Below are 14,340 nucleotides of genomic sequence, written 5' to 3' on the forward strand. Positions count from 1 at the left end.
CACGGACCGCGCGCCGGAGCCCACCGGGCCCGCCGCGGCGCGGGTCCGGCCACCGACCACCGCCGTCCCGGGCACCCCCGACCCGGCGACCGGCGGACCAGCGAGACCGCACCCCACGGAGCCGCCCGGTGAACGACGAGCGTGACCCCCGACGCACCCCGCCACCCGGACTGCCGCCTCCCCCCGGCCGCCCGCTCCCCCCGCCGGCTCCCCGCCCCGGCGCCGGGCCCCGTCGGCCCGGTCCGCCGGCCCCGCCACCGCCCGGACCGCCCCCCGGCCGTCCGGGCCCGAACCCGCGCCCGGGGCCGCCCGGCGCGCCCCCGCCCGTCCCGCAGGGGGGCAGGCCCCGGCCGCTCCCCCAGCCGCCGCCACCGCTGCTGACCCACGAGGACTCCGGCATCGGCAACTTCGGCGCGGTCGCCTACGGCGCCCAGCAGGCCCCGCCGTCCCCGCCGCAGCGGCCCGGCCCGCCCCGCGGCGGTGCTCCCGCGCCGGCCGCGGCGCCGGGCCGGACCGGTGGCCCGCCCGGGCCGCCCGGCCGCACCGACGGCCGCCGCCCCGGCGGTGACGGCGGCGACGGGCGCAGGCCGAGCCGCAGGCGCCGGATCCGGAACTGGCTCATCGCCGCGGCCGGGGTCTCGGTGCTCGGCCCGCTGGTCGCCTTCGCGATCGGCTGGCTGGTCTTCCCGGTGCCGGCCGCTGACGACATCGCGGTCACCCAGGTGGCGACGTTCACCTACGCCGACGGCGCGCCGCTGGCGACCGTGCGGCCCGGCAACGTGAACCGCATCAGCGTCACGCTGGACCGGATCCCGGTGCCCGTGCAGCAGGCCGTGCTGTCCGCCGAGGACCGCAGCTTCTTCTCCAATCCCGGCTTCGACATCTCCGGAATCGGCCGGGCGGTGATCAACCAGCTGACCGGCGGCATCGGCGGCGGCTCGACGATCACCCAGCAGTACATCAAGGTGACCACCGGGGACGACCAGAACTCGCTGTTCCGCAAGTTCCGCGAGGTGGTGCTGGCGGCGAAGATCTCCAAGGAGATGACGAAGGAACAGATCCTGGAGAACTACCTGAACGCGATCTACCTGGGCCGCGGGGCCTACGGCGTGCAGGCTGCCAGCCAGGCGTACTTCGGCAAGGACGTGTCGGAGCTGAGCGTCTCCGAGGGGGCGATGCTGGCCGGAGTGATCCAGTCGCCGTCGCGCTGGGACCCGGCGAAGAACCTGGACATGTCGCAGCAGCGCTGGAACTTCGTGCTCGACGGCATGGTGGGGCAGAACTGGCTCAGCCAGGCCGAGCGGGACCAGCAGCAGTTCCCCCGCTGGAACGAGTCGTCCGCCGCCGAGGGCGGCGGCATCCCCGGCGACGACCGGGGACACATCTACAACGCCGCCCGCGGCGAGCTGGAGGGGCTCGGCATCTCCGAGACCGAGCTCAACACCCAGGGGCTCACGATCACCACCACGATCGACCCGGCCGCCCAGGAGCAGGCCGCCGAGGCCGTCGCGCAGAGCCTGGACGGGCAGCCGGAGAACCTGCGCTCGTCGCTGGTGTCGGTCGATCCGCGGACCGGTGCCGTGATCGCCTACTACGGCGGCGAGAACGGCGTCGGGCTGGACTACGCGTCCGTGCTGAAGCAGCCCGGGTCGTCGTTCAAGCCGTTCGTGGTCGCCGCGGCGCTGCAGGCGCCCGACCCGATCGGCCTGGGCACCACCTACGACGGGTCGTCGCCGCAGACGCTGGCCGGCACCCGGGTCACCAACTCCGAGGGCGTGAGCTGCGCGAACTGCTCGGTCAAGGAGGCGATGACCAAGTCGATCAACACCGTCTTCTACCGGATGGGCCTCGACGTCGGCCCGGCGCGCGTCGCCGATGCCGCGCACCAGGCCGGCATCCCCGCCGACCTGCTGCCGGACCCGACCGGCGGCATCTCGCTCGGCGACCGTGAGGTGCACCCGAAGGACATGGCGGCGGCCTACGCGACGTTCGCCGCGGACGGCGTGAAGCGCGCGCCGTACATGGTCAGCAAGGTCACCGCCAACGACGGCCGGGTGATCTACGACCGCGGCGGGACCGACGACGGCGAGCAGGTCATGCCCCAGGAGGTCGCGCGCAACGTCACCGAGTCGATGACCGACGTCGCGAGCTCGTCCCGGATCGGCCTCAACGGCGGGCGCCCGGTCGCGGTCAAGACCGGCACCGTGCAGAGCTCGGTCGAGGGCCAGAACAACGACGCGTGGACCGTCGGCTACACGCCGTCGGTCTCCACCGCCGTCTGGGTCGGCACCGACGACAACTCGCCGATCCGCAACGCCTCCGGCAACGCGATCTTCGGCCGGATGCTGCCCGGCCAGATCTGGCAGTCGTTCATGGACGACGTGCTGCGCGGCACCCCGCCCGAGCAGTTCTCCAGCTTCCGGCCGATCGGCGAGGCCCCGCCGGCCCGCAACGTCTCCGCCGACACCGGCTCCGGCGACGACTCGTCCTCGGCCGGGGAGAGCACGGAGCCGAGCCGGGAGCCCGAGGAGGGCCGGGACCGCAACGGCGACGAGGGCGGCGGGCGCGACGGCTCCGGCGGCGACGGCGACTCCTCCGACGACGGCTCCGGTGGCGACGGGGGCGGCGACCGCAACCCGTTCGAGAACGGCGACCCGTTCTCCGACGGCGGCGGCCCGGACTCCGGTGGCGGCCAGGACGGCTCCGACGACCCGAACGGCGGTGGGGGCTGAGCGACCCCGGCCGCCCCGGCGCCGATCCCCCCGGGGAACCGCACACCGGGGACGGCCCGACCGTCCGCGAGGTCCCGAGCTGGACCGAGCCGCTCGCCCGCTCGGCCAGCCGGCTGGTCGGCGGCCCGCTCGGCAGGCACGCGCTGATCGGCCGGGCCCGCTACTGGACGCCGCTGCGGGCCGTGCTGCTGCTCGCCGTCGTCGTGCTGGCGATGAGCTGGCTCGGCAAGGCGGCCTGCCTGCAGGAGTACCGCACCGCGGACGGCGTGCTGGCGCTCGACTGGCGCAACGACCGCCAGTACGTGGCGATGTGCTACTCCGACACGGTCCCGCTCTACGGCCTGGAGGGGCTCGCCGACGACGGCGTCCCCTACCGCGACGCCTGGTTCGAGACCCGCTCCGACGGCACCCGGGTCGAGCGCTGGATGGAGTACCCGGTGCTCACCGGGTTCTTCCAGTACCTCAACGCGCAGCTCACCGACGGCTGGCAGTGGCTGGCGGAGCGGCTGCCGCTGCCGACCGCGCTCGACGTCGTCGTCTACTTCAACATGACGGCCTTCTGGCTGTCGGCCGCCTGGCTCACGGTGGTCTGGGCGGTGCTGCGGCTGCGGCCGGACCGGCCGTGGGACGCCGCGCTGGTCGCGCTGTCCCCGCTGGCGCTGGTGCACGTGTTCACCAACTTCGACGCGCTCACCGTCGCCCTCGCCACCGGCGCCCTGCTGGCGCTGCGCCGGGACCGGCCCGGCTGGGCCGGCGTCCTGATCGGGCTCGGCGCCGCCGCGAAGCTCTACCCGCTGCTGCTCCTGGTGCCGATCCTGCTCGTCGGGTGGCGGCGCCGCTCCGACGGCGGCCTGGTGCGGGCCGGCTGGGCGACCGGCGCCGCGGTCGCCGCCTGGACCGCGGTCAACCTGCCGGTCGCGCTCGCCTGGCCGCGCGGCTGGGCGGAGTTCTTCCTGCTCAACCGCACCCGTCCGGCCGATCCGGACTCGATCTGGTACTCGCTGAGCTGGTTCACCGGCTGGGCCGGGTTCGACGATCCACTCGTCGACGGGGCCCCGCCGACCATCCTGAACGCGGTCACCGCGGTGCTGATGGTGCTCGCCGTCTCCGCCATCGCCTGGCTCGCGCTGCGCGCCCCGCAACCGCCGGCCGTCGCGGAGCTCGCCTTCCTGTGCGTCGCCGCGTTCCTGCTGGTCAACAAGGTGTGGAGCCCGCAGTACTCGCTCTGGCTGGTGCCGCTCGCGGTGCTGGCGATCCCGCGCTGGCGGCTGCTGCTCGGCTGGATGGTGATCGACGCCCTGGTCTGGGTGCCGCGGATGTACCAGTACCTCGGCGTGGCCGACAAGGGCCTGCCGATGGAGCCGTTCCTGGTCACCGTCCTGGTCCGGGACGCCGTCGTGGTGACGCTGTGCGTGCTGGTGGTGCGGCAGATCCTGCGGCGCGGGCGGGACACCGCGCCCGACCCGGTCTGGCCGCCCGCGACCCGGGCGGCGGCCCGCACCTGACCCGCCGCGCCGCACCCCGCCCCGCCCACCGCCCCGCCCCACCGCGCCCCGCCGGTGACGGGTGACGGTGGTCTCGCGGGGCAGGCCACCGCGCACGGGTGCGGAAGTATCGGGGCATGGGCGACGACGCGGTGGTCCCGGACCGGGTGCAGCAGCGGCTGCGGGAACGGATCGAGGCGGCGCTGCCGGTGCTGCAGCGGCGCGCCGCGACCGACACCGAGCGGGCCGGGAAGCGGCCCGCGTCGGTCACGATGACGCTGCTCCCGGTGCCGGGTGCGACCGGCGACGGCCCGCTGGCCACCGAGGTCGCGTTCGTACTCACCCGCCGGGCCCGGTCGCTGCGCGCGCACTCCGGGCAGTGGGCGCTGCCCGGCGGCCGGCTCGACGCGGGCGAGACGGCCGAGCAGGCCGCCCGCCGCGAGGTCGCCGAGGAGGTCGGCCTGGACCTCGGCCCGGACCGGGTGCTCGGCCTGCTCGACGACTACCCCACCCGCTCCGGGTACGTCATCACGCCGGTGGTGCTCTGGGCGGGCGGTGCCGGGGAGCCGGTCCCGAACCCGGACGAGGTCGCGGAGCTGCACCGGCTCCCGCTCGCCGAGATCGACCGCGAACCCCGCTTCCTGACCATCCCGGAGTCCGGGTCCCCGGTGATCCAGGTGCCGCTGTTCGACCGCTACGTGCACGCTCCGACCGGTGCGGTGCTGCACCAGTTCCGGGAGGTCGTGCTGCACGGGCGGCCGACCAGGGTGGCGCACCTGGAGCAGCCGGTGTTCGCCTGGCGGTGACTCAGCTCCGCGTGTGCTCGCGGAGGTACGCGATGTCGGCGGCCTGGCCTTCGGCCGGGGTCTCCACGACCACCGGCGCGCCGGCCTCGGCGACGACGGCGGCCAGCTCGTCGGGCGGGATGGTGCCCGCACCGATGTTGGCGTGCCGGTCGCGGGCGGAGTCGAACGGGTCGCGCGAGTCGTTCAGGTGGATCAGGTCGATCCGGCCGGTGATCGCCTTCGCCCGCGCCACGATCCCGGCGAGCTCCTCCCCGCCGGCGAACGCGTGACAGGTGTCCAGGCAGAACCCGACGCCGAACTCGCCCACCGCGTCCCACAGCCGGCCGAGCGCGTCGAACCGGCGGGCCATCGCGTTGTCCCCACCCGCGGTGTTCTCGATCAGGACCGGCACGTCGAAGCCGTGCTCGCCGGCCTGGCGCTCGACGAACTTGCGCCAGTTGTCGATCCCGGCGGCCGGGTCCTCGCCCGCGGTGACGTGACCGCCGTGCACCACCAGGCCGAACGCGCCGACCTCGGCCGCGCCGGCCAGGTGCTGCTGCACGATCTTGCGGGACGGGATCCGGATCCGGTTGTTCGTGGACGCCACGTTCGCGGTGTAGGGGGCGTGCACCACGACCGCGACCCCGGACCCGGCCAGCTCGGCGGCCCGCGGGTGCGGCGGCGGCTTCTTCCAGCCCTGCGGGTCGGAGAGGAAGAGCTGGATCACCTCGGCCCCCACCTCCTCGGCCGCGGCCAGCGGGTCCTCGGCGTCGCGGACGTGTGCTCCGATCTGCATGCGGGTCACGGTAGCGAGCGCCCCCGACAGAACCGCCCGGGCGCCCGCGTACCCGCAGGTGGGGCGCCGGACGGCCGTTGGTAGCCTTGCCCGGTCATCCCGCAGGTCCGCTGCCGGCTCCGGCCGTGCGGCGATTCTGTCGGGGGGCACTGAGAACCTCCTGTCACGGCCGTCCGGGCCGTGACCGTTTTCGAGTCCATAGGAGGTGAGTGGTTCTCATGCGTCACTACGAGGTCATGGTCATCCTCGACGGCAGCCTGGACGAGCGCACCGTGCAGCCGTCCCTGGAGCAGTTCCTCACCGTCGTGAAGAGCGACGGCGGATCGGTCGAGAAGATCGAGGTCTGGGGCAAGCGCCGGCTGGCCTACGAGATCAGGAAGCAGAGCGAGGCCATCTACGCGGTCGTCGAGATCGCCGCGGAGCCCGCCACCGTCGCCGAGCTGGACCGCCAGCTGGGTCTGAACGAGTCCGTGCTGCGCACCAAGGTGCTGCGCAAGGACGTCACCCGCACGCCGGCGCCCGCCGCCGGCTGAGAGGGGCTGTCATGGCCGGCGAGACCGTGATCACCGTCGTGGGAAACCTGACGGCCGATCCCGAGCTGCGGTTCACCCCCTCCGGCGCCGCCGTCGCCAACTTCACCGTCGCGTCGACGCCGCGGACCTTCGACCGCCAGTCCGGCGAGTGGAAGGACGGCGAGGCGCTGTTCCTGCGCTGCAACATCTGGCGGCAGGCGGCGGAGAACGTCGCCGAGTCGCTGACCCGCGGTGCGCGGGTCGTCGTGCAGGGGCGGCTGCGGCAGCGGTCCTTCGAGACCCGTGAGGGCGAGAAGCGCACCGTCGTGGAGATGGAGGTCGACGAGGTCGGCCCCTCGCTGCGCTACGCGACCGCCAAGGTCAACAAGGTCAGCCGGGGCGGAGGCTCCGGCGGCTTCGGTGGCGGTGGCGGCTACGAGGGCGGAGGCTCCGGCGGCTTCGGCGGTGGCGGCCAGCAGGGCGGTGGCTCCGGCGGAGGCAACTCCAGCGGCGGCTATGACGACCCCTGGGGTTCGGCCCCGCCCGCCGGGAGCGGCGCGGCGTCCGACGACGAGCCCCCTTTCTGATCCACGTACCCACCGCCCGTCACGGGCGGTAGACCCACCAGGAGCACCACCATGGCCAAGGCCATCGTGCGCAAGCCGAAGAAGAAGGTTTGCGCGTTCTGCAAGGACAAGGCCCAGCAGATCGACTACAAGGACACCGGTCTGCTGCGGAAGTTCATCTCGGACCGGGGCAAGATCCGTGCCCGTCGGGTGACCGGCAACTGCCGTCAGCACCAGCGGGACGTCGCCGTCGCGGTCAAGAACTCCCGCGAGGTCGCCCTCCTGCCCTACACCTCGACCGCGCGCTGACGAGGAGAACGCAGATGAAGCTCATCCTCAACGCCGACGTCCCGAACCTGGGCGCGCCCGGCGACATCGTCGAGGTCAAGGACGGCTACGGCCGCAACTACCTGCTGCCGCGCAAGCTCGCGGTCGTCGCCACCCGCGGTGCCGAGAAGCAGGTCGAGCAGATCCGCCGGGCCCAGAAGACCCGCGAGATCCGGGACCTCGGGCACGCCCAGCAGGTCGACTCGCAGCTGCGCAACCTGAACGTGACCGTCCCGGCCAAGGCCGGCGACAACGGCAGGCTGTTCGGCTCGGTCACCCCGACCGCCGTCGTCGAGGCGGTCAAGGCGTCCGGCGGTCCGACGCTGGACAAGCGGATCGTCGACGTCCCGGGTCACATCAAGACCCTGGGCAAGCACCAGGTGCAGGTGCGCCTGCACCCGGAGGTCACCACCGAGCTGCCGATCGCGGTCGTCGCGAGCTGAGCGGTGCGGTGGTCGATCGACCACTGAGAGTAGTCAGAGCGGTGTCCGGAGCCGAGTGCTCCGGGCACCGCTCTGTCGTATGCACGGACCGGCCCGCGATGGGTCGGCGACCGGTCCGCGGACGCGCTCCGGAGTCGCGAGTGGACGGGACCGCCCGGTCGGGTGAGGACGGACCGGATCCGCTGTCACACAGACGACACGCCGCGCGGTGACGATCGGCTCGTCGGGCGGGGCTGTGGACGCGCCGGGCGGTGAACGGTGTCCGGCGCACTCCGACACGCCGGAAGCGGCCCTGCGACGACACGCCAGAGCGATGTTGTCCACAACTGTCCCCATGCCATTGACCAGCGCCTATGGCGGAAATCGATGCGCTGTCCCCAGGTTGTCCACAGCACGGTCCCGGGATGGGCGGCGGTCGTGCACAGGCCGTCCCCAGGTTGATCACCAGGCCGGTTGGTGCCGGGGGTGCGCGCCGACCTAGCCTCGGTCCGACCGGCTCGGCAGTACGTCCCGCACCCGCCCGCACGACAGGCGGCCCGGTGGCGGGCGCCCGGGCCGGACCATCACGGGAGACCCACGCGAGTACGCCGAGGACGGCTCTCGCGCTTCGAACGTGTGTTCGCTATGCTGTCCACCGGGGGTGACGCTGCGTATGGCTCTGACGGACGATCGTCCCACCGGCCGGCCTCGAGCCGTTCGCGACGAGGACCAGGCGGGCGGCTCCGGCAGCGGCGGTAGCGGCACCTTCGATCGTCAGCCGCCGCAGGATCTCACCGCGGAGCAGTCGGTACTGGGCGGCATGCTCCTGAGCAAGGACGCGATCGCCGACGTCGTCGAGGTGCTCCGCCCGGAGGACTTCTACCGTCCCGCGCACCAGACGGTCTACGAGACGATCCTGGACCTCTACGGCCGCGGTGAGCCGGCCGACGCGGTGACCGTGTCGGCCGAGCTGCAGCGCCGCGGTGAGCTGGTGCGCCTGGGCGGTGCGCCGTACCTGCACACCCTCATCGCGACGGTGCCGACCGCGGCGAACGCGGCGTACTACGCGGAGATCGTCGGGGAGAAGGCGATCCTGCGCCGGCTGGTCGAGGCCGGCACCCGGATCGTGCAGCTCGGCTACCACGGAGCCGAGGGCGGCGAGGTCGACGAGGTTGTCGACCGGGCGCAGGCCGCGGTCTACGAGGTCACCGAGCGCACCACCACCGAGGACTACACGGTGCTGGAGGAGCTCCTTCAGCCGACGATGGACGAGATCGACGCGATCGCCTCCCGCGGCGGCATGTCCTCCGGCGTCCCCACCGGGTTCGCCGATCTCGACGCCGTCACCAACGGTCTGCACCCCGGGCAGATGGTCGTCGTCGCGGCCCGGCCCGGGCTCGGGAAGAGCACCCTGGGGTTGGACTTCGCCCGCTCCTGCTCCATCAAGAACGGCATGACCAGCGCGTTCTTCTCACTGGAGATGAGCAAGTCCGAGATCGTCATGCGACTGCTCTCGGCGGAGGCACGGATCCGGCTGGCCGACATGCGGGCCGGCCGGATGTCCGACGAGGACTGGACGCGGATGGCGCGGCGGATGTCGGAGATCTCCGAGGCGCCGCTCTACATCGACGACTCGCCGAACCTGACGCTGATGGAGATCCGGGCCAAGGCGCGCCGGATGAAGCAGCGCAACGACCTGAAGCTGATCATCCTGGACTACCTGCAGCTGATGACCTCGGGCCGCAAGGTCGAGTCCCGCCAGCAGGAGGTCTCGGAGTTCTCCCGGCAGATCAAGCTGCTCGCCAAGGAGCTCGAGGTGCCGGTGGTCGCGATGAGCCAGCTGAACCGTGGTCCCGAGCAGCGGACCGACAAGCGGCCGATGCTGTCCGACCTGCGTGAGTCCGGATCCATCGAGCAGGATGCCGACATGGTGGTGCTGCTGCACCGCCCGGACGCCTTCGAGCAGGACGACCCGCGGGCCGGCGAGGCGGACCTGATCCTGGCCAAGCACCGTAACGGCCCGACGACGACGATCACCGTGGCGCACCAGCTGCACTACAGCCGGTTCTCCGATCTCGCGCACGGCTGAGCGCCCGGCAGCGCCAGCACCGGCGCGCGGGCGGCGGTACGACGTGGCGTGCGGCCCGGTGACCGCGGCGCGGGACGTGGCGGCAGCGCGGCGGTGGCCGCGGCACGGTGAGCGGCACGGTGAGCGGCATGGTGAGCGTGGCCCGCGGCCCGCTCAGCCCCCGGATCGGCGCCGCTGCGGCACGGTGGCCGCGACGCCCAGCGACAGCGCGGCGAGCACGATCCCGGCGATCACCACCGGCACCGCCACCATGACCGCTCCGGCCAGCAGCACCAGCAGGGACACCCCCAGCAGCACCGACGGCAGCGGCCCGGCCCCGTGCACCGAACGACCCGACCCGCCGGGGCCGTGCAGCAGGCGCCCCGGCGCGGCCGGACGCAGCAGGCTCCCCGGGGTGGCCGGACGCAGCGGGCGCCCCGGGCCGGCCGGCCGGTTCGCGCCGGTGAGCGCCGCGAACCGGCGCACCAGGCGTGGATCGGTGAGCCGCAGCTGGATCTCGATCTCGTGCAGCCGCCGTGTCTCGCGCTCGCTCAGCACAGAAGCACCCCTCGGAGTCTCGACCGGCGCACGGGAGCACCGGTGGGGAGCCTGGGGCGACGTCGATCCGGGCGTTCAGGGCAGACTACGTGACCTGATCGTGACCTTGACAGCCGGGCGAACGGGGTCACAGTGCCGGTGCTCACGCCGCACCGGCCCGGGTCACCAGATGGAGACGCGGTCCCGCCGGGGCCCGGCCGGGGCGCCGATCCTGCTGCACAGACCGGTCCACGAGCGGTCCGGGGCCGGTGTCCTGGCGGGCCGGGACCGCAGCCAGCGCAGCTGGAGGTCCGGGTCGTCGGGATCGACGGTCGTCCGGCCCCGGCGGCTCGGCCTGCCCGCCGACCGGGTCTCGACGATCGTGCCGTCGGTGAGCGCCTGCACGCCGTGCAGGCAGCCGGGCGGGACCAGCAGCAGCCGCCCGCCGTCCAGCACGGACACGGCGAGCCGGCCGAACGTCTCGGCATCCGGGCGGGCGTCGATCACGACCGCGTAGCCGGCTCCGCGGGACACGTCGAGCAGCACCGCCTCGGCCCGGTGCAGGTGCAGGCCGTCCACCGCGTCCCGGGCCACCCGGCGCCTGCGGCGCACCGCGAACGCGTCCGGCCCCGGCGGCCCGACGAGCAGCGACCCCGGTACCACGGTCCTCAGCACGCTCACCCGCCGCTCCCCCCGCCGCTCCGGTCACGCCCGGTGGCGTGTCCGGGCCCCGGCCCGTTTCTCGTACCCGGGACGACAACGAGCGAGAGCGCCGTTGGTGACGCTCGGCGAACATGTGCTGCTCCGAACGGGTGGCCGAGGCGTAGCCGCCGTAGCGGACTACTATCGTCGATAGTTGATCGGAGGTGGGCGCCGTGCCGGAACCGGTGCGTTGCCGCGCCTGCCGTTCCGATCGCGGCGAGATCGTCCTCGACCTCGGTGAACAGCCCCCGTGGGACCGCATGCCGCTGCGGGACGCGCCGCTGCCCGATCCGGTCGCCCCGCTGCGGATGTGGCTGTGCGGGCGCTGCGGCCTGGCCCAGCTCGCCGACGACGTGCCGGTCGCCGAGGAGCTGCACGGCGTCGAGCCGCTGGCGTTCGCCGCGCAGAGCGACCGGTCGGTCGCCCGGCTCGCCGACGCCCGCCTGGTCCGTCCCGGCGGCCGGGTGGCCGAGTTCGGCAGCCCGCACGGTGAGTCCTGGCTGGCCCGGCTGACCGGCCGGGGGATGACCGCGCTCGACCCGGCGGATCCCGGGGCCGGGCCCGCCGACCTGGTGGTCGACGTCTACGGGCTGCTGCACGAGCCGGACCAGCGGACCGCGCTGCGCCGCCGCGCCGCCCTGCTCGCCCCGGGCGGGACGCTCGCCCTGCAGCTCCTGTCGCTGGGCACCGTGCTGCGCGAGGGCCAGTGGTACGACCTGCGGCACGGTCACCACGCCTACTGGTCGCTGCCCGCGCTGGACGCGGCGCTGCGCGGGCACGGGATCGGCCTGCACCGCGCCTGGTGGTACCCGCTCTCCGGCGGAACGCTGCTCGTCACGGCCCGGGCCGGGGCCGAGCCGGAGGCCGGGGCCCGGCGGCTGCTCAGCGCCGAGGACGGGCTCGGTGTCCGGACCGCGGCCGGGCTGCACCGGTTGCAGGCCGACGCCGACGGCACCGGCGCGCTGCACGCCTGGCTGGTTGCCGAGCGTGCCGCGGGCCGCACCGTCGCCGCCTACGGCGCCGCGTCGCGGGCGGTCCCCCTGGTCTGCCGGGCCGGGATCCGGTCGGACCTGCTCGCGGCGGTCGGCGACGCGGCGCCGGCGAAGCAGGGCAGGCGGATGCCCGGCACCGACGTGCCCGTCGTCGCCCCGGCGGAGCTGGCGCGGCTGCAGCCCGACCGGGTCGTGCTGTTCATGCCGGAGCTCGCCGACGAGGTGCGCGCGGAGCTGCCGGGGATCGAGGCGGCCGGGGGCCGGTGGGTCGTCCTCGATCCGGCTCCGCGGCTGCTCGGCCGGGTGGCGGAGGAGCGGCCCGCCGGACGGAGCCCTGGGGCGCATGGGGGGTTGCGGTTACCCTCGTAGGCCGGGAGGCACCATGCGAGGTCGACTCGGTGAGCTCGAGGCAGCCGTGATGGACGTGCTGTGGGACGGTGCCGCACCGTGCCGCGTCCGGGACGTCCGGGCCCGCCTCGCACCGGCCCGCCCGCTGGCCTACACCACCGTCATGACGGTGCTGGACAACCTGCACCGCAAGGGCTGGGTCCGGCGCGAGCTCGACGGCCGGGCCTACCTCTACCGCCCGGCCGCCACCCGCGAGGAGGAGACCGCACAGGCGCTGCGCGAGCTGCTGGACGCGGCCGGCGACACCGAGGCCGTCCTGCTGCACTTCGCCCGTTCGGTGTCCGAGCGCGAGTCGGCGGTGCTGCGGGCCGCGCTGAACCCGTCGGCGCCGCCGGTGCTGTGGGGCCGCGACGCCGCGGGCTGACCGGGATCAGGCGGCGCGGCCGGCGGACCGGCGGGACCGCAGCCAGGACGGCCTGCGGCTCGCCGGCGGGGTGTCGGGTGCGCCGTCGTCGGCCCGCTCGGCGGTCCTGGTGATGTTGCGGACCATCCCGCCGAAGACGATCCCGTGGAACGGCGCGACCGACCACCAGTACAGGAACCCGGGCAGCCCGTGCGGAATGAACAGCGCGCGCTGGTGGTAGGTCGATCCGCCGTCGCGGGGCCGGACCGTCATCTCCAGCCAGGCCCGGCCCGGGACCTTCATCTCGGCCCGCAGCCGCAGCAGCGCCGCCCCGTCTCCGTGCCGGCTGTCTCCGTGCCGGCTGTCCCCGTGCCGGCTGTCGCCGCCGGGTTCCACCAGCCGTTCCACCCGCCACCAGTCCAGCGCGTCGCCGGTGTGCAGGTCGTCCGGGTCGCGGCGGCCGCGGGCCAGCCCGACCCCGCCGACGGCCCGGTCCATCCAGCCGCGCACCGACCAGGCCAGCGGGAACGAGTACCAGCCGCGCTCCCCGCCGATGCCCTTGACGACCGTCCACAGCCGTTCGGGTGAGGCGTCGCAGTCCTGCTCGCGCTCGTCGAGGTAGACGCTGCCGCCCGCCCACTCCGGGTCGCTGGGCAGCGGATCGGACGGCACGTTCTGCACGGTCGCGCCGGACCAGCGGGTCTCGACCTCGCCGTCGGTGATCCGGGACAGCGCCAGCCGCACCGCCCGGTCATAGCCGATCCGGCCCTCCGGTGGGTCGGGCACGTAGCCCAGGATGTCCTGCTCGGAGCAGACCACCTCGTGCACCAGCGACTCGATCAGCGGGGTCGCGATCGACTTCGGCACCGGCGTGACGACGTTGATCCAGTGCGCGGACAGCGACGGCGACAGCACCGGCACCGGGACGACCCGCCGGCGGCCCAGCCCGGCGACGGCGGCGTAGCGCTGCATCATCTCGACGTAGGTGAGGATCTCCGGCCCGCCGATGTCGAACGTCCGGTTCAGCCGCCCGGGCAGCTCGGCCGCCCGGATCAGGTAGCGGAGCACGTCGCGCACCGCGATCGGCTGGATCCGGTTGTGCACCCAGCGCGGGGTGACCATCACCGGGAGCCGCTCGGTGAGGTGGCGCAGCATCTCGAAGCTGGCCGATCCGGAGCCGAGGATCACCGCCGCCTGCAGCACGACGGTCGGCACCCCGGACCGCAGCAGCGTCTCCCCGACCTCGACCCGGGACGCCAGGTGCGCCGACAGCTCGGCCGGGTCGCCGTCCGGGTGCAGCCCGCCCAGGTAGACGATCCGCCGCACGCCGGCCTCGCGCGCGGCCTCGCCGAGGATCAGCGCCGCCCGCCGGTCGAGCGAGGCGAAGTCCGAGTCGGACAGCGAGTGCACCAGGAAGTAGACGACGTCGACGTCCCGGCACGCCTCCCGGACGCTCTCCGGATCGAGCAGGTCCCCGGTGACGATCTCGGCGTCGCCGGCCCACGGGACGTCCGCGAGCTTGTCCGGGTTCCGGACCAGGCAGCGGACGTGCACCGGGCCGGCGTCCGGGTCGGGCACCAGATCGGCCTCCGGGCCGTGCCCCAGCAGCCGCGGTGCCAGCCGTCCACCGATGTACCCGGTCGTTCCCGTGACGAGATAGCGCACG

Annotated in this window: 14 protein-coding genes; 10 read left to right on the plus strand and 4 right to left on the minus strand. The window is 74.2% G+C overall.

The annotated features are described in order from the left end of the window. Nucleotides 1–128 precede the first annotated feature (128 nt). The 3 genes from ABZ881_RS19715 (at nt 129) to ABZ881_RS19725 (ending at nt 5,022) form a co-directional block, all read left to right on the plus strand. Entirely contained in the window at nt 129–2,732 is a 2,604-nt protein-coding gene (locus ABZ881_RS19715) for a transglycosylase domain-containing protein (RefSeq protein ID WP_358486491.1), read from the plus strand. Nucleotides 2,733–2,914: 182 nt separating this feature from the next. Continuing rightward, nucleotides 2,915–4,237 carry a glycosyltransferase 87 family protein gene (locus ABZ881_RS19720; RefSeq protein ID WP_358486493.1) on the plus strand — a complete coding sequence of 441 codons (1,323 nt, stop codon included), beginning with the start codon at nt 2,915–2,917 and terminating at the stop codon, nt 4,235–4,237. 116 nt (nt 4,238–4,353) lie between these two features. After that, the gene (locus tag ABZ881_RS19725; RefSeq protein WP_344030589.1) at nt 4,354–5,022 is read left to right on the plus strand and encodes a CoA pyrophosphatase; all 669 of its coding nucleotides are present in this window, start codon (nt 4,354–4,356) and stop codon (nt 5,020–5,022) included. Between the two features lies 1 nt (nt 5,023). Here the strand turns inward: ABZ881_RS19725 and ABZ881_RS19730 are convergent, their stop codons facing one another. Then, entirely contained in the window at nt 5,024–5,797 is a 774-nt protein-coding gene (locus tag ABZ881_RS19730; RefSeq protein WP_344030586.1) for a deoxyribonuclease IV, read from the minus strand. 218 nt (nt 5,798–6,015) lie between these two features. Here ABZ881_RS19730 and rpsF point away from each other — a divergent pair, with 218 nt between their 5' ends. From rpsF to dnaB, 5 genes are all read left to right on the plus strand, one after another. Beyond that, nucleotides 6,016–6,330, plus strand: coding sequence for a 30S ribosomal protein S6 (gene rpsF / locus ABZ881_RS19735; RefSeq protein WP_344030597.1), 315 nt, complete (start codon nt 6,016–6,018; stop codon nt 6,328–6,330). An 11-nt stretch (nt 6,331–6,341) separates the two neighbouring features. Continuing rightward, nucleotides 6,342–6,896 (plus strand): single-stranded DNA-binding protein, encoded by a 555-nt coding sequence (locus ABZ881_RS19740; protein WP_358486496.1) that lies wholly within the window; start codon nt 6,342–6,344, stop codon nt 6,894–6,896. Nucleotides 6,897–6,947: 51 nt separating this feature from the next. After that, nucleotides 6,948–7,184: a 30S ribosomal protein S18 gene (rpsR, locus tag ABZ881_RS19745; RefSeq protein WP_093350843.1), complete on the plus strand. Its 237-nt coding sequence runs from the start codon at nt 6,948–6,950 to the stop codon at nt 7,182–7,184. Between the two features lie 14 nt (nt 7,185–7,198). Then, nucleotides 7,199–7,645 carry a 50S ribosomal protein L9 gene (gene rplI, locus ABZ881_RS19750; RefSeq protein WP_344030580.1) on the plus strand — a complete coding sequence of 149 codons (447 nt, stop codon included), beginning with the start codon at nt 7,199–7,201 and terminating at the stop codon, nt 7,643–7,645. A 652-nt stretch (nt 7,646–8,297) separates the two neighbouring features. Then, nucleotides 8,298–9,713, plus strand: coding sequence for a replicative DNA helicase (gene dnaB / locus ABZ881_RS19755; RefSeq protein WP_344030577.1), 1,416 nt, complete (start codon nt 8,298–8,300; stop codon nt 9,711–9,713). Between the two features lie 153 nt (nt 9,714–9,866). Here the strand turns inward: dnaB and ABZ881_RS19760 are convergent, their stop codons facing one another. Together ABZ881_RS19760 and ABZ881_RS19765 are read right to left on the minus strand one after the other, a co-directional pair. Continuing rightward, nucleotides 9,867–10,250, minus strand: a complete 384-nt coding sequence (locus ABZ881_RS19760; protein ID WP_358486498.1) for a DUF3040 domain-containing protein — start codon at nt 10,248–10,250, stop codon at nt 9,867–9,869. 162 nt (nt 10,251–10,412) lie between these two features. After that, nucleotides 10,413–10,910: a dTDP-4-dehydrorhamnose 3,5-epimerase family protein gene (locus tag ABZ881_RS19765; RefSeq protein ID WP_358486500.1), complete on the minus strand. Its 498-nt coding sequence runs from the start codon at nt 10,908–10,910 to the stop codon at nt 10,413–10,415. Nucleotides 10,911–11,116: 206 nt separating this feature from the next. On the opposite strand from ABZ881_RS19765, the gene ABZ881_RS19770 reads away from it, so the two are divergent. Both ABZ881_RS19770 and ABZ881_RS19775 read left to right on the plus strand, forming a co-directional pair. Next, complete coding sequence (locus ABZ881_RS19770; RefSeq protein ID WP_358486615.1) at nt 11,117–12,292, plus strand: methyltransferase C-terminal domain-containing protein; 1,176 nt, start codon at nt 11,117–11,119, stop codon at nt 12,290–12,292. A 13-nt stretch (nt 12,293–12,305) separates the two neighbouring features. Beyond that, nucleotides 12,306–12,695: a BlaI/MecI/CopY family transcriptional regulator gene (locus ABZ881_RS19775; RefSeq protein WP_344030567.1), complete on the plus strand. Its 390-nt coding sequence runs from the start codon at nt 12,306–12,308 to the stop codon at nt 12,693–12,695. 6 nt (nt 12,696–12,701) lie between these two features. Here the strand turns inward: ABZ881_RS19775 and ABZ881_RS19780 are convergent, their stop codons facing one another. After that, nucleotides 12,702–14,339, minus strand: a complete 1,638-nt coding sequence (locus ABZ881_RS19780; protein ID WP_358486502.1) for an SDR family oxidoreductase — start codon at nt 14,337–14,339, stop codon at nt 12,702–12,704. Between the last annotated feature and the right edge of the window lies 1 nt (nt 14,340).

This window comes from Pseudonocardia sp. NPDC046786, from assembly GCF_040645415.1.
Taxonomy (GTDB): Bacteria; Actinomycetota; Actinomycetes; order Mycobacteriales; family Pseudonocardiaceae; genus Pseudonocardia; species Pseudonocardia kongjuensis.